Origin of the sequence: Sulfitobacter sp. F26169L (assembly GCF_026410285.1) — a bacterium.
In the GTDB taxonomy this organism is placed as follows: domain Bacteria; phylum Pseudomonadota; class Alphaproteobacteria; order Rhodobacterales; family Rhodobacteraceae; genus Sulfitobacter.
Genome location: NZ_JAPMLP010000005.1, coordinates 131,856 through 148,782, shown reverse-complemented (window position 1 = coordinate 148,782; position 16,927 = coordinate 131,856). Strand labels below are relative to the sequence as shown.

Annotated in this window: 18 protein-coding genes; 4 read left to right on the top strand and 14 right to left on the bottom strand. The window is 57.1% G+C overall.

All coding sequences use genetic code 11. The annotated features are described in order from the left end of the window. The first annotated feature begins 62 nt into the window (after positions 1-62). Genes OS189_RS12910 through OS189_RS12895 form a run of 4 tightly spaced genes read left to right on the top strand, consistent with a single transcriptional unit; the run spans position 63 to position 2,974 of the window. On the top strand, positions 63-740 hold the full coding sequence (locus OS189_RS12910) for a cell division ATP-binding protein FtsE (RefSeq protein WP_267167737.1): 678 nt from the start codon (positions 63-65) through the stop codon (positions 738-740). Beyond that, positions 737-1,645, top strand: coding sequence for a cell division protein FtsX (locus tag OS189_RS12905; RefSeq protein ID WP_267167736.1), 909 nt, complete (start codon positions 737-739; stop codon positions 1,643-1,645). The genes OS189_RS12910 and OS189_RS12905 overlap by 4 nt, the downstream gene beginning before the upstream one ends. Next, the gene (locus tag OS189_RS12900) at positions 1,642-2,382 is read left to right on the top strand and encodes a lysophospholipid acyltransferase family protein (RefSeq protein ID WP_267167735.1); all 741 of its coding nucleotides are present in this window, start codon (positions 1,642-1,644) and stop codon (positions 2,380-2,382) included. The genes OS189_RS12905 and OS189_RS12900 overlap by 4 nt, the downstream gene beginning before the upstream one ends. Next, positions 2,369-2,974, top strand: a complete 606-nt coding sequence (locus tag OS189_RS12895) for a pyridoxamine 5'-phosphate oxidase family protein (RefSeq protein WP_267167734.1) — start codon at positions 2,369-2,371, stop codon at positions 2,972-2,974. The genes OS189_RS12900 and OS189_RS12895 overlap by 14 nt, the downstream gene beginning before the upstream one ends. 15 nt (positions 2,975-2,989) lie before the next feature. Here OS189_RS12895 and lpdA read toward each other — a convergent pair whose 3' ends face one another. From lpdA to OS189_RS12825, 14 genes are all read right to left on the bottom strand, one after another. Further along, positions 2,990-4,378 (bottom strand): dihydrolipoyl dehydrogenase, encoded by a 1,389-nt coding sequence (lpdA, locus tag OS189_RS12890; RefSeq protein WP_267167733.1) that lies wholly within the window; start codon positions 4,376-4,378, stop codon positions 2,990-2,992. Positions 4,379-4,444: 66 nt separating this feature from the next. After that, positions 4,445-4,840: an MAPEG family protein gene (locus OS189_RS12885; RefSeq protein ID WP_267167732.1), complete on the bottom strand. Its 396-nt coding sequence runs from the start codon at positions 4,838-4,840 to the stop codon at positions 4,445-4,447. Between the two features lie 9 nt (positions 4,841-4,849). Continuing rightward, complete coding sequence (locus OS189_RS12880) at positions 4,850-5,203, bottom strand: hypothetical protein (protein WP_267167731.1); 354 nt, start codon at positions 5,201-5,203, stop codon at positions 4,850-4,852. An 8-nt stretch (positions 5,204-5,211) separates the two neighbouring features. After that, positions 5,212-5,475 (bottom strand): hypothetical protein, encoded by a 264-nt coding sequence (locus OS189_RS12875; protein WP_267167730.1) that lies wholly within the window; start codon positions 5,473-5,475, stop codon positions 5,212-5,214. 49 nt (positions 5,476-5,524) lie between these two features. Next, entirely contained in the window at positions 5,525-6,073 is a 549-nt protein-coding gene (locus tag OS189_RS12870; RefSeq protein WP_267167729.1) for a L,D-transpeptidase family protein, read from the bottom strand. A 16-nt stretch (positions 6,074-6,089) separates the two neighbouring features. After that, complete coding sequence (gene odhB, locus OS189_RS12865; RefSeq protein WP_267167728.1) at positions 6,090-7,619, bottom strand: 2-oxoglutarate dehydrogenase complex dihydrolipoyllysine-residue succinyltransferase; 1,530 nt, start codon at positions 7,617-7,619, stop codon at positions 6,090-6,092. A gap of 3 nt (positions 7,620-7,622) precedes the next feature. Continuing rightward, positions 7,623-10,580: a 2-oxoglutarate dehydrogenase E1 component gene (locus OS189_RS12860; RefSeq protein ID WP_267167727.1), complete on the bottom strand. Its 2,958-nt coding sequence runs from the start codon at positions 10,578-10,580 to the stop codon at positions 7,623-7,625. 39 nt (positions 10,581-10,619) lie between these two features. Continuing rightward, positions 10,620-11,477, bottom strand: coding sequence for a sulfotransferase family 2 domain-containing protein (locus tag OS189_RS12855; RefSeq protein ID WP_267167726.1), 858 nt, complete (start codon positions 11,475-11,477; stop codon positions 10,620-10,622). Continuing rightward, positions 11,374-12,261, bottom strand: coding sequence for a succinate--CoA ligase subunit alpha (sucD, locus tag OS189_RS12850; protein ID WP_267167725.1), 888 nt, complete (start codon positions 12,259-12,261; stop codon positions 11,374-11,376). The genes OS189_RS12855 and sucD overlap by 104 nt, the downstream gene beginning before the upstream one ends. 17 nt (positions 12,262-12,278) lie before the next feature. Then, complete coding sequence (locus tag OS189_RS12845; protein ID WP_267167724.1) at positions 12,279-13,148, bottom strand: glycosyltransferase family 25 protein; 870 nt, start codon at positions 13,146-13,148, stop codon at positions 12,279-12,281. Further along, positions 13,148-13,801, bottom strand: a complete 654-nt coding sequence (locus OS189_RS12840) for a hypothetical protein (RefSeq protein ID WP_267167723.1) — start codon at positions 13,799-13,801, stop codon at positions 13,148-13,150. Before OS189_RS12840 ends, OS189_RS12845 begins: the two co-directional genes overlap by 1 nt. Before the next feature lie 145 nt (positions 13,802-13,946). Next, positions 13,947-15,140 (bottom strand): ADP-forming succinate--CoA ligase subunit beta, encoded by a 1,194-nt coding sequence (sucC, locus tag OS189_RS12835; RefSeq protein ID WP_267167722.1) that lies wholly within the window; start codon positions 15,138-15,140, stop codon positions 13,947-13,949. Between the two features lie 546 nt (positions 15,141-15,686). Next, the gene (locus OS189_RS12830; protein ID WP_267167721.1) at positions 15,687-16,721 is read right to left on the bottom strand and encodes a MaoC family dehydratase; all 1,035 of its coding nucleotides are present in this window, start codon (positions 16,719-16,721) and stop codon (positions 15,687-15,689) included. A gap of 1 nt (position 16,722) precedes the next feature. Beyond that, positions 16,723-16,926 carry a DUF1737 domain-containing protein gene (locus OS189_RS12825; protein WP_267167720.1) on the bottom strand — a complete coding sequence of 68 codons (204 nt, stop codon included), beginning with the start codon at positions 16,924-16,926 and terminating at the stop codon, positions 16,723-16,725. Between the last annotated feature and the right edge of the window lies 1 nt (position 16,927).

The window sequence follows — 16,927 nt, the reverse complement described above, 5'->3', positions numbered from 1 at the left end:
AGTGGACGGATTGAAACCCAAGCGATGCTAAGGCACAACAGGCCAACCAAGAGGGGCAGACCGTGATTGAGCTGGAAAACGTAGCTTATAGCTATAGCGGCGGAGAGTTGTTGTCCGACATTTCGCTTAAACTTGCGCCCGGATCGTTTCACTTTCTCACCGGGCCGTCGGGGTCTGGCAAGACCACATTGATGAAGCTGTGTTACGGTGCGCTGTTGCCGACAGCGGGGCATGTCCGGCTGTTTGATACCGATGTGCGCGCGCTAACCCGTGACGATGTCGCGTTGTTGCGCCGCCGCGTGGGTGTTGTGCATCAGGATTGCCAGTTTCTGGATCACCTGTCCGTCACCGAAAATATCGCGCTGCCTTTGAACGTTTCGGGCCGCAACGCCGAAGCCGCGGGTGAGGATCTGGATGATCTGATGCACTGGGTCGGTCTGACCGAACGCGCCAATGCCCTGCCGGCAGAGTTGTCGGGCGGCGAGCGGCAGCGCGCCGCGCTGGCGCGTGCGGTAATCATGTCACCTGACGTTGTGCTTGCCGATGAGCCTACCGGCAACGTGGACTGGGAAATGTCACAACGTCTTTTGCGGCTGTTGATCGAGTTGAACCGGATGGGCAAGACCGTACTGATCGCAACCCACGATCTAAGCCTGATCCGCGCAACCAAAGCACATGTGCAAGCCCGCGTATTGCGCATTGCAAACCGCCGGATACAGCTTGCGGGGGCTGATCTATGAAATCATTCATAAAATACTTGCGCCGCACCTTGCAGTCGGATGCACAGGCAGATCGGGTTGTTCCGCCGTCGGGGTTTACCGCGCAACTGACGCTGTTTGCGGCGGGTGCAATGGCGTTTTTAGCCGTGTTTTCTCTAGCGCTGTCCCTTGCTGCAGGGCGGCTTGCCGAGCGGTGGGGCGATGAGCTGGCGCGCTCCGCAACCATACGTATTGCGGCACCAGCAGACCAACAACAGGCCCAGACGGAAGCCGCGCTGCGTATTCTGGAAACCACCCGCGGTGTGGCGCAATCCCGCGCGTTGACAGATGAAGAACAGTCCGCGCTGCTTGCGCCCTGGTTCGGCAGCGGCCTTGCGCTGGATGCTTTGCCTGTCCCGCGCCTGATAGAAGTGATCGAAACATCCGAACGCATGGATGCTGCCGGATTGCGCCTGCGGCTGGCCGCCGAAGTGCCCGGCGCCGTGCTGGATGATCACAGCAGATGGCGCGCGCCGCTGGTAAAAGCCGCATCGCGGTTGCGGATGTTGGGTTGGGCCTCGATCATACTGATCGGGGCTGTGACAGCTGCCATGGTGACACTGGCCGCAAATGCCGCACTGGCGGCGAACGCGCAATTGATCGCGGTTTTGCGACTGGTTGGTGCAACGGATGATTATATAGCCCACGCTTTCATCCGCCGATTTACGCTGCGTGCCTTGATCGGTGCGGCGGTGGGTATGGTTGTGGGCATGGTGGCCGTTCTGGTCATGCCACGCGGCGGCGATGAAACGGCCAGCTTCCTGACGGGATTGGGGTTTCAGGGCTCGCACTGGTTGCTGCCTCTTTTGATCCCGCCCTTGGCGGCTGCGGTGGCATTTGTAGCGACCCGCGTCGCCGCGCGTAGAACTTTGGAAGGACTGTCATGAACCTGTTGCAATGGGTCCGCTCGATCCTGTTTTCAGCGCAAGCGACGATCATGCTGCCTGTGATCGGCCTGCTGTATGCGCCGTGGGCGATGGTATCAAAACGCGGTGCCTATGCCGGATGTCGCGCCTATGCGCGCTGGGTCATCTGGACAGCGGGATGGATCATAAACCTGCGTTGTGAAGTGCGCGGCACCCCGCCTGCAGTTGAGTCGCTAGTGGCGTCCAAACATCAGTCGTTCCTTGATATTTTGATGATCTACAACGCGCTGCCTGCGCCCAAATTTATCATGAAAAGCCAGCTGCGTTATGCGCCGTTTCTGGGCCAGTACGTCACCAAGATGGAGTTTATCTTTGTGGATCGTGGCAAACGCGGTGCGGCAATCGCCAAGATGGTGGCCGAGGTCGAGGCGGGCCGCCGAGATCCGGGCCAGTTGGTGATTTACCCACAAGGGACACGTTCGGCACCCGGCACAAAGATGCCCTATAAGGTGGGCACTGCGGTTTTGTACGAACAACTGGGCCAACCGGTTTACCCTGTTGCAACCAATGCGGGCGTGTTCTGGCCGCGCCGTGGTCTGTACCGCAGGCCCGGCGTTGCGGTTGTTGAATTTCTGGACCCGATCATGCCGGGGCTGGAGCGCGCAGAATTCGTGGCGGAACTGGAAAAGCGGATCGAAACTGCGTCGGATGCGCTGCTGCGGGAAACCGGTGTAGGGCATCTTTATGCGCAGGATTGAGAGTATCGCAGCACTTGAGGCGCTCTATGGTACGCCGGGTGCGGCATCTCTGGGCAAGGTCGCCGATCACCTGACACCGCTTTATCGCAAATGGATCATGGCATCACATCTGTGCATCCTAAGCACCGTCGGACAAAATGGAACCGATGGCAGCCCGCGTGGCGACGATGGCCCTGTGGTGCTGGAACTTGATCCGCGGCGTCTGGCCTTGCCGGATTGGCGCGGCAACCAGCGGCTGGATACACTGCGCAACATCGTCGAGGACGGGCGCATATCGTGTATGTTTGTCGTACGCGGTTCAAATAACGTTGTGCGCGTGAACGGCACCGCATGGCTGACCGATGACGCCGACCTGCGCGCGCGGTTCGAAAAGAAGGGGCATCAACCCGCGACGGTAATCGTCATCGAAATTGTAGAAGTTTACAGCCAATGTGCACGCGCACTGATGCGTGCAAAAACATGGAACGGCGAAGACCAAAGCGGCGGTTTGCCCACCATGGGCAAGATTTTGGCAGAGGTATCCAACGGGACCGAAGGTGGTGCGGAGTATGACGCCGCGTGGACGCCGCGTGCGGCCAAGACCATGTGGTAGGCCACACGCGTTAGCTTACATATGAATTGCGCCATCACCGCAGGCCAGCGCCGCTTCGCGCACCGCTTCGGAATAGGTCGGGTGGGCGTGGCACGTCATGGCGAGGTCCTGCGCGGATGCGCCGAATTCCATGGCAACGCATACTTCGTGGATCAGATCACCTGCTGACGGGCCGATAATATGGCAGCCCAGAATGCGATCTGTCTCTTTATCGGCCAGCAGCTTTACAAATCCGTCACCGGAGAAGTTCGCCTTGGCCCGTGCGTTGCCCATAAAGCTGAACTTGCCAACCTTGTAGGCGCGCCCCGCTTTTTTCAGCGTTTCTTCGGTTTCACCCACATTGGCAACCTCGGGGTGGGTATAGATCACGCCGGGAATGACCGAGTAATTCACATGGCCGTGCTTGCCGGCGATTTGCTCGGCGGCGGCCATGCCTTCATCTTCGGCCTTATGTGCCAGCATCGGCCCTTCGATAACGTCTCCGATGGCGTAGATACCTTTTACGGATGTTTCCCACTGATCGTTAACAGCGATCTGGCCCCGGTCGGTCATCGTGATATCCAGCGCGTCCAGACCCAAACCATCGACGAAGGGGCGTCTGCCGGTGGCAAGCAGAACGACATCGGCGTCAAGGGTATGTTCGCTATCGTCGCTGCGCAGCTTGTAGGTAACTTTCGCCTTGGATTTCGTGGCTTCTGTCTGCTGGACCGCAGCACCCATGATAAATTCGAGGCCCTGCTTCGTCAGCATTTTCTGGAACTGGCGGCTAACCTCGCTATCCATTCCGGGGGTGATGTGATCAAGGTATTCGATGACCGTCACTTCAGAGCCCAGCCGCGCATAGACCGATCCCAGCTCCAGTCCGATTACGCCTGCACCGATCACGACCAGTTTCTTTGGCACCTTGCCCAGTTCAAGTGCGCCGGTTGAGCTGACGACGATCTTCTCGTCGACCTCTACACCTTTCAGCTGCGCAGGTTCGGAGCCCGACGCGATGATGATATTCTTGGCGTTATGAACGTCATCACCAACCTTGACTTTGCCAGCTTCGGGGATGGTAGCCCAGCCTTTGATCCAGTCGATCTTGTTCTTCTTGAACAAGAATTCGATACCCTTGGTGTTGGTATCAATAGTGGATTGTTTGTATTTCAGCATTTGGGGCCAATCGACGGAGGGGGATTTACCCTTCAGGCCCATCTCGGCGAAGTTATGCTCAGCTTCGTGCAGCATATGGGATGCATGCAGTAGGGCCTTTGATGGGATACAGCCCACATTCAGACACGTCCCGCCCAGCGTTTCGCGCCCTTCGACGCAAGCCGTTTTCAGTCCCAGCTGCGCGCAACGGATGGCCGCAACATAGCCGCCGGGGCCGGAGCCAATGATGATGACGTCATAGTCGGACATGGTGTTCTCCTTATGGAAATTTGGGGCCACATGATGCCGCGCGGCACTTGTTGCCCGGTGTGGTGATTACAGCAGTGCCGCCAGTAATATCAGCAGGGTGGCGAGAAATCCCACCATCCAGATCAGCGTACGACCGGGCATCCAGCCGAAATAATAGGCAGGCACAAACAGGACACGCGCTGCAAGATAAACCCATGCGCAAGCTGCCGTAAATGCGCTGTTCTGGTCAGACATCTGGGTTACGCCGACAGCGATGCCGAACAGGATCAACCCTTCGAAATGGTTTTCGAACGCGCGGCCCAAGCGCGCCGTGCGTACCGACATCTGGCGGCTCGGCTCGCGGTCGCGCGCCGACATCAGATAGCCGCTGCCGATCTGGATGTTTGCGGGTACAGCGTACAGGCCGAATTGCACAAACTGCAACAGTGCTGCAAGGGTGAGAGCGGTAAGTTCCGGTGTCATTTTATGTCCTTAGGGGCAGGCGGAATGGGCGGTGAATAGCTGTTTCAGGTTGTCAGCGGAGGGGGTCTTTTCGCGGTATTTTTGCGATGTGAACCATTGATCGGTATATGTGTCCGGTTTGTAGGTGGTTTCTGCGTCCCACCAAGGTATGTAAGTCCCTTTAACGAGCGTGAGCGTCGCGCGAACCTTTTCAATTTTGTCCACACGGAAACAGGCGGTCTTGGTCCCCTCGCGAATATCGGCGGCATTCACGGTGTTCGTTTCGAAATCATATACTGCGGCGGCAGTCAGAAATTGCCCGACAGCAAAGCTGTCTATGTCAGCACGGGAGGTGGCGGGCAGACATAGAAGGAATATGGGCAACAGAAATTTCACGCGGTTTCGACAAAGAAATGAGTGGCTTCCCTAACAGTGGACGCATCGTCGGACTTTAGCGCATCCGACCGGGTAATCCACGCCTGCGCGCGCTTGCGATCATTGACCGACAGCAGCACAAACGCGCGTTCGGAATTGTCCGCATCGCGCCAGATTTGCAGTACGCTCAAACCCGCATCGCGGCGCGCTTCATCGTCGGCAGTAAAGGCGGTTTGCCATTTGGCAAAATCGGTTACTTCGTAGTGGCAGATCAGTTGCATTGTACCGGACTCCTATTGAGAAGGTTCGCGTTAGATCGGGTGACTTTCGTCATTCGTTTATCTGGATTGGTGTCCCATCGGGAACCAATGACCAAACCTGTTTTATCTCTTTGTTGGTGACAGCGATACACCCGTTTGTCCAATCCCAATAGCGGTGCAATTTGCCCAATGCGCCCCAGCCATTTGCGATTCCGTGGATCATTATGTTTCCACCCGGTGAGACGCCCATTTCTGCGGCGCGTGCTTTGTCATCTGCATTTGGATAGGAAATATGCATGCTAAGATGTGCGACAGAGTCCGGATTTCTCCAGTCTATTTCATAGGTGCCGGTTGGCGTACGTTCGTCACCTTCTTTTACCTTGTGTCCTTCCGGTGCATCACCCAGCGAGACTGGAACAGTCATTAGCTTCTGATCATCTCGAAAAAGGGTCAGGCTCCGCTCTGATTTGTCGACAACGATCAGTGTTGCTTGTTCGGCCGGAGGGACCATTTCCGGCGCCTCTCCCGATCCGAAATAGCGCATGACAAAAGTGTACATGAAAACCACGCCGATAATGACGCCGATCAACACCAACCAAATTGCTGTTTTACGGATCATTGCCGGCGCGCTTTTATCACAAATCCATCAGTAGACGGCGTGGATCCTCCAGTGCTTCTTTCACCCGCACAAGGAATGTCACCGCGCCTTTGCCGTCGACAATCCGGTGATCATAGCTGAGCGCGAGGTACATCATCGGGCGGATCACAACTTCGCCGTTGATCGCCATCGGGCGGTCCTGAATTTTGTGCATGCCAAGAATGCCCGATTGTGGCGGGTTCAGGATGGGGGAGGACATAAGTGAGCCGTAAACGCCACCGTTGGAGATGGTAAACGTGCCGCCCTGCATTTCAGCCATCGACAGCTTGCCATCACGGGCCTTTGCACCCTTGTCCGCAATCTCTTTTTCAATCTGGGCAAAAGACATGGAGTCCGCGTCACGGATGACAGGAACCACAAGACCCGTCGGCGTGCCTGCGGCGATCCCCATGTGGACGAAGTTCTTGTACACCACATCGGTGCCGTCGATTTCGGCGTTCACCTCGGGCACTTCGTTCAGGGCGTGCACACAGGCCTTGGTAAAGAACGACATAAAGCCCAGCTTGACGCCGTGTTTCTTGAGAAACAGGTCTTTGTATTCGCTGCGCAGGGCCATCACCTCGGTCATGTCGACCTCATTATAGGTGGTGAGCATGGCTGCGGTGTTCTGGCTTTCTTTCAGGCGGCGCGCGATCGTTTGGCGCAGACGGGTCATTTTCACACGCTCTTCACGTGGGGCATCATCCGCACTGACCGGCGCACGCGGCGCACTGGCGGCGGGTTCCGGTGACGCCGATTTGCCAGCCGCAAGCGCCTTGGCAACGTCGTCTTTCATCACGCGGCCATCGCGGCCTGTGCCTGTAACCTGATCGCGGCTCAGACCAGCCTCGGCCATTGCCTTTTTGGCAGATGGCGCATCCTCGATATCCTTGCCACCAGAGGTGTCTTTCTGCGCGGCGGGTGCCGGTGCTTCTTCGCTTGCGGAAGCGGATGCCGCGGCGCCTTCACCGGAGGAAATAATCGCCAGCTTGGCTTTGGCATCTACTGTATCGCCTTCGGCTGCGATAATCTCTGTCAGGGTGCCGGCAGCGGGGCTGGGCACTTCGACGGATACTTTGTCGGTTTCGAGTTCGCACAGCATCTCGTCCTGTGCGACAGTGTCGCCCACCTTTTTGAACCAGGTGCTGACAGTTGCCTCTGTCACGGATTCGCCCAATGTAGGCACCATAACGTCCACCTCTTCGCCACCTTCGGCGGCAGGTGATTGTGCTTTGGCATCGTCTGTCTCGTCAGCTTCTTTCGCCTTTGGCGCGGCCTTTGATCCGGCATCGCCTTCGGTGACATTGGCCAGCAGGGCATCAACGCCTACGGTTTCACCTTCGGCGGCAACGATTTCTGAAAGCGTTCCAGCGACAGGGCTTGGCACTTCGACGGTCACTTTATCGGTTTCAAGCTCGCACAGCATTTCATCAACGGCGACTGTGTCACCGGGCTTTTTGAACCATGTTGCCACTGTGGCTTCGGTAACGGATTCGCCCAATGTGGGCACGCGGACTTCAGTACTCATGGCTCAGGATCCTTTAACTGTCAGCGCGTCGTTCACGAGCGCTGCTTGTTGTGCTTTGTGTTGTGACGCAAGGCCGGTGGCCGGCGATGCTGCGGTTGCGCGGCCTGCATATACAGGGCGGCCGTGTTTTGCTTTGATGCGCCCCAGAACCCATTCAAGGTTCGGCTCGATGAAGGTCCATGCGCCCTGGTTCTTGGGTTCTTCCTGACACCAGACCATTTCAGCGTTCTTGAACCGCTCCAGTTCCTTGACTGCGGATTGGGCGGGGAAAGGGTAGAACTGCTCAAAGCGCAGCAGGTAGATATCGTCAATACCGCGGGCATCACGCTCCTCCAGCAGGTCGTAATAAACCTTGCCCGAGCACATGACCACGCGCTTGATCTTGTCATCCGCGACCAGTTTCGTATCGGAGTTGCCGTGCTGCGCGTCATCCCACAAAACGCGGTGGAAAGACGAACCTGTCTGGAATTCCTCGGCCTTGCTGACAGCCAATTTGTGGCGCAGCAGCGATTTCGGGGTCATCAACATCAGCGGTTTGCGATAGCTGCGGTGTAATTGACGGCGCAGGATGTGGAAGTAGTTTGCCGGCGTTGTGCAATTGGCAACAATCCAGTTATCACCGCCACACATCGTCAGGAAACGCTCAAGACGGGCGGAGGAATGCTCCGGGCCCTGACCCTCGTAGCCGTGCGGCATCAGGCAGACGAGGCCGGACATGCGCAACCATTTGCTTTCGCCCGAACTGATGAACTGGTCAAACATGATTTGCGCACCGTTGGCGAAATCGCCAAACTGCGCTTCCCACAAGGTCAGCGCGTTCGGTTCTGCAAGGCTGTAGCCATATTCGAACCCCAGAACAGCATATTCCGACAGCATGGAGTCGATGACTTCGTAATCGGCCTGACCCTTGCGGATGTTGTTCAACGGATAGTAACGGTCTTCGGTGTTCTGGTTGATCAGGGCAGAATGGCGCTGGCTGAAAGTGCCGCGCGCGCTATCCTGACCGGAAAGACGCACCTTGTATCCTTCAGTAAGTAGTGAGCCGAACGCCAATGCTTCTGCTGTGGCCCAGTCAAAGTTTTCACCACTCTCGAACATGCCGGCTTTGGCTTCCATCAAGCGCGCAACAGTCTTGTGGACAGGATATCCGTCCGGAATCGTGCTGATCGCCTTGCCGACTTCTGCCATCGTCTCGACAGGGATCGCCGTTTTACCGCGCTGGTACTTTTTGTCTTTCGACTTCTCCAAGTTGGCCCATTTGCCATCTAGCCAGTCGGCCTTGTTCGGGCGGTATTCCTTGCCAGCTTCAAACTCTTCGTTCAACTGCGCCTGAAACTCGGCCTTCATATCCTCGATCTCGCCCTCGGGGATAAGGCCGTCCTTGACCAGACGTTCGGTATAAAGCGTCAACGTGGTTTTCTGCTTTTTGATCTTTTTGTACATGACGGGGTTCGTGAACATCGGTTCATCCCCTTCATTGTGACCAAAGCGACGGTAACAAATGATGTCCAGCACGACGTCCTTGTGGAATTTCTGGCGGAATTCTGTCGCAACGCGTGCGGCGTGCACCACGGCCTCCGGATCATCGCCGTTAACGTGGAAAATCGGGGCTTCCACGACCAACGCGTTGTCGGTGGGGTAGGGGGAGGAGCGCGAGAAGTGCGGCGCGGTGGTGAACCCGATCTGATTGTTCACCACGATGTGCATGGTGCCGCCGGTTTTGTGCCCCTTGAGGCCGGACAGTGCAAAACACTCTGCCACAACACCCTGACCGGCAAACGCCGCATCACCGTGCAGCAAAACGGGCATAACCGCTGTGCGGTCCTTGTCGTTCAACTGGTCCTGTTTGGCGCGCACTTTGCCCAGCACAACAGGGTTAACTGCCTCAAGATGCGAGGGGTTGGCCGTCAGCGACAAATGGACCGAATTCCCATCAAATTCTCGGTCAGAGGAGGCGCCGAGATGGTATTTCACATCACCGGAACCGTCCACATCCTCGGGTTTGAAGCTTCCGCCCTGAAATTCGTTAAAGATTGCGCGGTAGGGCTTTTGCATAACGTTGGCAAGCACGGACAGGCGGCCACGGTGGGGCATGCCGATAACAATGTCGCGCACGCCCAGTTGTCCGCCCCGTTTGATGATCTGCTCCATCGCAGGCACGAGGCTTTCGCCGCCATCAAGGCCAAACCGCTTGGTTCCCATGTATTTGACATGCAGGAACTTTTCAAAACCCTCAGCCTCGACCAGCTTGCTCAGAATGGCTTTACGGCCCTGTTTCGTGAACTGGATTTCCTTGCCGTATCCCTCGATCCGTTCTTTCAGCCAGGCGGCCTGTTCGGGATCGGAAATGTGCATGTATTGTAGCGCGAAGGTGCCGCAATAAGTGGATTTCAGAACATCCGTGATTTCGCGCATGGTGGCGATTGTCAGACCCAGCACGTTGTCGATGAAAATCGGGCGGTCCATATCTGCTTCCGAGAAGCCATATGATTTGGGATCAAGCTCGGGGTGGGGTGTCTCGTCGCGCAGATCAAGCGGGTCCAGATCGGCGGCGAGATGCCCGCGAATACGGTAGGCGCGGATGATCATCAGCGCGCGGATGCTGTCCAGCACAGCGCGTTTGATCTGGTCATCGCTGACCTCGACGCCCTTTTCAGCGGCTTTTTGCGCAATCTTGCCACCTGCGGCTTTTGCCTCGACCGGCCATTCACCGGTAAGCGCCGCCGTCAGATCATCACCGGGCATCGGCGGCCAGTCGGCGCGCGCCCATGACGGGCCTGCCGCCTCGGCCTTGACCGATTTTTCTTCATCACCAAGGGCTTCGAAAAATGCCTGCCACGCTTCGTCAACAGCCGAAGGATCATTGGCATAGCGCGCATACATCTGCTCCAGATACTCGGCATTGTGGCCTTGCATGAAAGAGGAAGCGTGGAATTGGTCGTTGGCTGGATGATCGGTCATGCGTAAGCCTCGTTTGTTAAGGGCCGTCTGTTGTGTTCATCAGGCCAAAGAAAGCCGCGATGGCGTTGTTTTGTTCGGATATAGGTCTGTCAGCGATGAATTATAACCGCCATATTCAAACATCCACGCGAGTTTATCCTGAACGGCCTGCGCCGTATCGGTGTCAAAAAAATCTGCCACTGCCCTGCCTTCACGCAAGCCGGACGTGACCTTGCTAAAAGGCATATCTGTGGTCCGTTCGGGAAAGTCCAGATCACCGGAAAGTTGTGCCAGATCATCGGTTAGGGTTTCGTAATGGATCACACGGTCAGCGGCGAAAGACCCGTTCAAGTGGGTCACGTCAAGATCATCAAACCAGCGGGTTCCAAAAACGAATTTCCGGAAGGCGGGTTTGATCTCCTCCTCGGCCAGCTTTGGCAACCCTTGGCGCGTGCGGCGCCAGAAAAAGAACGAAACCATCCGGTCATACGGGTTTCTGAGTGCTGTTAGGATTGTATAGTCTTCCCACACTTCCGGCCCCAATTGATCATAAATCTGGCGTACCGGCATGTGATTGTACCACATAGCGTCGAGTGCATTGCGATCAGCATCGGGTATAAGACGCGCGCCTACAATTCCGGCGTCATCCTGCATCGCACGGGTTTTTTCCTGCACAACGGAATCGACAGGTGTGCTGCGTGAACACATCGGTTGCAGGAACATCTCTATTGATGTTCCTGCAACTTTTCTGGTCTTCAGAAAGATGAACTTATGATCGTGACTTACCAGCACTACATGTCGGCCTTCTGTGTGTTTAGCTTTTGTCGATGGCTTCCTGAACGGCCTCGCCCAAGGTTGCGGGGCTGTCAGCAACCACGATGCCCGCTTCACGCATGGCTTCGATCTTGCTTTCCGCATCACCTTTGCCGCCTGCAACAATCGCGCCGGCGTGGCCCATGCGGCGGCCCGGAGGGGCGGTGCGGCCTGCGATGAAGCCTGCGGTGGGTTTCCAGCGGCCCTTCTTACGCTCGTCCGCAAGGAACTGTGCGGCCTCTTCTTCAGCAGAACCGCCGATTTCACCAATCATGATGATGGAGGTTGTCTCGGGGTCGGCAAGGAACATTTCCAGCACGTCGATATGCTCGGTCCCCTTGATCGGGTCGCCCCCGATGCCCACGGCCGAGGACTGACCGATGCCCATATCCGTTGTCTGCTTCACCGCCTCATAGGTCAGCGTGCCAGAGCGCGAAACAACGCCGCAAGAGCCGCGCTTGTGAATATGGCCCGGCATGATGCCGATCTTGCAGGCGTCCGGTGTGATGACGCCGGGGCAGTTGGGGCCAATCAGACGCGATTTAGAGCCGTCAAGCGCGCGCTGGACGCGCATCATATCCAGAACTGGAATACCTTCGGTGATGCACACGATCAGTTCCATTTCCGCGTCGATCGCCTCCAGTATAGAGTCCGCAGCAAAGGGGGGCGGCACATAGATCACAGAGGCGTTTGCCTCGGTCACATGCTTGGCCTCGTGAACAGAGTTGAACACTGGCAGATCAAGATGTGTCTGCCCACCCTTGCCCGGAGTAACACCACCGACCATCTTCGTGCCATATGCAATCGCCTGTTCGGTGTGGAATGTCCCCTGAGAGCCGGTAAGGCCCTGACAGATTACCTTGGTGTTTTCGTCGATAAGTACGGCCATGTAAGGCGTCTCCTTGTTTAAATGTCGTTTTGGGCTGGATCAGCGCCAATTGTCGGATGGGAAGAGGGGTGTGCGGGGGCAGATCCGCCGTTGGCGATATCCACATATGTGACGGGTTCAAGTTTTGCCGCGCCGGTGATCAGCTTGCGCCATGTTGCAAGCGGGTAGGCGACCTCGTAATAAGCGCGCTTGAGTTTTTGGCGCAGCAGCATCCAACCCTCGGGGCGGTATTTCGCTGTTGGCGGCTGGACCCAGCCGGGCGGCTCGTTGCCTTGCACCACCAGCGCGGGCTGGATCTGGTAGATCGCCAACCGGCACGCAGCGGGCGAAGCGTTAATATTGAACAACAGGTTGTCCACTGTCATCGGCAACGGACGCTGCGCTAACAGCACCTCGGCGGCGTGGCGATTGATGATGTAACCTGCCGATCCTACGTGGCGGTTGTACATGCGCGCGATGCGGCGGCCCATGTATTCCGGCGCTGACTGGTCCAGCAGCAGTTTCAGCGTTTTTCCGCGCCACCGCTCAAGCTTGACAATGTCGGCGTCCTCGGGCCACCAGCCCAGATCCGCAACCCAGTCGCCCAGTTCGGATGACATGTGGATGTCATCCTCAAGGATCAGGCAATGGGTCTTGTCAGTTTTCAGGAAACGTTCCCATAGCAGCATGTGGCTGACCGTGCAGGCCGCAGCGGGCGGGTGCATATACCCCCACGGCCCCTCCAGCATCACCTGCGCATAAATTTCGTCTTCCGATACTTCGCGGCAATCGACGGCGGGGTGCATCGTTGTGGTGACACCGGCCTTGGCCAGTTCCGCCTTCATATGCTCGCGGCGGTCGGTCGCGCGGGCAAGATTTACCATTTCACTGTGTAGGGTATTGTCCATCACGACACCGCCCGGCTGCGCGTTGCGAGGATAATGGCGATCGAGAAGAGCACGGGAATGCCCAATTCTCCCAGCTCTTCGGCGATGGTGGCGATCTGGCTGGCGTGGTCGCTGATGGTCACGCCGAAGGGTTCAAGCTTGCGGGCGAGGCCGTCGAGGGTTTTGAACACGCCGATGAAAATGATGCCCGCAAGGACGGCGTAAGCTGCGGCGTTGCGGTTGCGCAAACCACGCAGAAACGGCCTTGTCTCGCGTTTTATCAGCGTGAAGATCACGGCAAGGATGAGGAGCAGCACCACGGTAGAGAGAATACGTTCGCCCAGCGGGACGGTTTCGCCGATGTACTGCCGTGATTTCAGCAGGCCCTCGGTGAACGAGCGTTTGTCGAGGTCAAGCTCACGGCCCGCAAACAGGGCCAGCATCGTGGGGAAATACCAGCGGCGCAGGGTGGCACGTGGCCCCCACAGCGCGAGCATGAGCACGATGGCCACGCCGTAGCCGATGACGGAAAGCGTTTCGATCGGACCGCCTTCCAGCGCTGCAGCATACACAGTCTGACCGGGCAGCAGTACAGCCACGCCGACGATCAACAGACCAAGTGCGACAGCACCGAAAACCAGCTTTAAACTGTTATGCGGGACGGCGCGGTTCATCGCGCCCCCCCGCAGCAGGACGGCAAGTGCGGCGCGCAGGACGGGCGGCGAGCCGATGGTTTGCCCGCAAATGTCACAGATCTGCCGGCCACCCCAAAGGTGTGCGCGCCGTATAGAACTGCAACAGATGCGGCAAACATGTCGATTAGCCTTTGACAGCTTTCACGATTTTCTGGGCACCGTCTTTGAGGTCGTCGGCGGCGATAACGTCAAGGCCGGAGTTGTTGATGATGGCCTTGCCTTCTTCGACGTTTGTTCCTTCAAGACGCACCACCAGCGGCACTTTCAGGCCGACCTCTTTGACTGCGGCGACAACGCCTTCAGCGATGACATCACAGCGCATGATACCGCCGAAAATGTTCACAAGAATGCCTTTTACCTGCGGATCGGAGGTGATGATCTTGAACGCTTCGGTCACTTTCTCTTTGGTTGCACCGCCGCCCACGTCAAGGAAGTTGGCAGGCTCTGCGCCGTAAAGCTTGATGATGTCCATCGTCGCCATCGCAAGGCCGGCACCGTTGACCATACAGCCAATTTCGCCATCAAGCGCGATGTAGTTCAGGTCATACTTTGATGCCTCGAGCTCCTTGGAGTCTTCCTCTGTTGTGTCGCGCAGTTCCGCCACTTCCGCCTGACGGTACATTGCGTTTCCGTCAAAGGATACTTTGGCATCAAGCACCTTCAAATCGCCGTTGTCGGTAACGATCAACGGGTTGATTTCCAGCATTTCCATGTCGCGTTCGATGAACGCTTTGTAAAGCTGGCCCATCAGTGTGACACACTGTTTTACAGCTTTGCCGCTTAAGCCCAGCGAAAACGCAATGCGGCGGCCATGGAACGGCTGGAACCCTGTTGCGGGATCGACCGAGAAGCTGATAATTTTTTCAGGTGTGTTGGCCGCAACTTCCTCGATGTCCATGCCGCCCTCTGTCGAGCAGACGAACCCGACGCGCGATGTGGCGCGATCGACCAGCAGTGCAAGGTAGAGTTCTGTTTCGATTCCGGATCCGTCTTCGATATAGATGCGGTTGACCTGCTTGCCGGCCGGACCTGTTTGGTGCGTGACCAACGTGCGGCCCAACATTTTCTTGGCCTCTTCTGCCGCTTCGGCGACAGATTTTGCCAGACGTACACCGCCTGCATCACCGGCATCTGCTTCTTTGAACTTACCTTTGCCGCGTCCACCTGCGTGGATTTGCGCCTTTACCACCCACAGCGGGCCGTCTAGCTCGGCGGCTGCGTTTTTGGCATCTTCCGCCTTGAGGACAACACGCCCGTCAGAGACAGGTGCGCCATAGCTGCGCAGAAGGGCTTTTGCTTGGTATTCGTGGATGTTCATAAGAGACGGTCCCGTTTGGTTCTGATCCCGCGTTTTATACGCGTGATACGTAATTTTTCCTAAACAGCATTTCCCAGCCGGATACTTTAATCTAGCTAAAAGTGACATTTGTGATCACGCATGAAATCGTGTGATCACAAATTCGCCCGTATCTCAAAAAAGGAGCGGTGGAACGTCGGAATTCAGCGGTATTCTTGTGACACCGGGCAGTAATATGCCTCAAACTGGCGGCAAATAGTTAGTCAACGCGAGGTGAGAACATCGAAATTTTTGACTTTTCCAGGAGATTCGACTCGCCTGGTTACCGGGGTGGGGGAATTGCAATCCTGCGCTGAACAGGCTCGCCGTCAGGCAGCGATATTTCTTTGTACCTATGCGACAGGACGGTGTTGAGTAATACAGCCCGAAGATCGGCCATTCGAGCAGATAGATGGTCGCGTAGCCTCGGTCGTGACGGAATGTCGATCGTAGGTTGGCTTTCGCTATTCGAACGTCACTGGTTTCGGCCTGCGCAAGTGTACCTGCGCAGGCGGACAGCAATCTGATTTAGAGGGGCATCAGTGCCCAATAGTCCAGATCAAGCAGGACGGATGGCAGGTATTTACCATCCTCGCCGCGCAATTCAAACGGTGCGCCGCCTTTGGTTGCAACCAGACGCAGGCGGATCGCGCCCACACCGGGAGCGGAGGTTTCAGCCTTGTCCAGAACTTCGGACCATGCGCGCACCGTATCGCCCGACAGGCAGGGGTTGGCATGTGCGCCGCCGTTCAGCCCAACAACCATCTGCGCGTTTGCCAGCCCGTTGAATGACAGGGCGCGGGCCATGGAAATGACATGGCCGCCATAGATTAGCCGGCTGCCATCGGGTCGGGCAGAGGTGTCGAAATGCACTTTAGCGGTGTTCTGCCACAGGCGGGTTGCCATCATGTGTTCGGCTTCTTCGATTGTCACGCCATCCACATGGTCAATCTTTTCGCCGATTTCGTAATCACCCCAGCGGTGCGGCTCTCCGGCCAGATCAAAGTTGTAGTTGCTGAAGTCGAGGCCTGTCGGGATCACCAGATCAGCGGCGCCAATTGCGTTGGGCAGATCGGGAACAACGGTTTCCGGCGCGGGTGCGTCGGCGTCCCGCTTGCGCACCATCACCCAGCGGACATACTCCATCACGGCTTCATCATGCTGGTTCAGACCTGTGGTGCGCACATAGACGACGCCGGTTTTCCCGTTTGAGTTCTGTTTCAGCCCGATCACTTCGGACTGGCTGCGCAGCGTATCACCGGGCCAGACGGAGAGCAGCCAGCGGCCCTGCGCATAGCCCAGATTGGCCACCGCGTTCAGCGATACATCAGGGACCGATTTGCCGAAGACCACATGAAAGGCGATCATATCATCAAGCGGGCTAAACGGCAGGCCGCAATCTTGGGCGAACTGGTCAGAGGAATAGAGCGCGTGGCGCGCGGGGTAGAGCGCGTGATATAGCGCGCGCTCGCCCATCTTTACGGTGCGCGGGACGGCGTGGGTCAGAATCTGGCCCACACTATAATCTTCAAAGAAGTTGCCTGCGTTGGTTTTGGTGGCCATCCTAGTGCGCCCCCAGTTTGGTGTCGGGGGTATAGGTGCCTTCAACTTCTTTCACAACAGATTGTCCGCAGCGCATTACGCCAGCGGCGTGATCCCATGTCTGGGTTGGTGAGCCGTACAGCTCCCACCCTTTGTTGAGGGCATCGGTGACTTTATGGCAGAAGGCGGAGGTGTCTTCCTCCGACAGAAAACGATATAGTTTCATA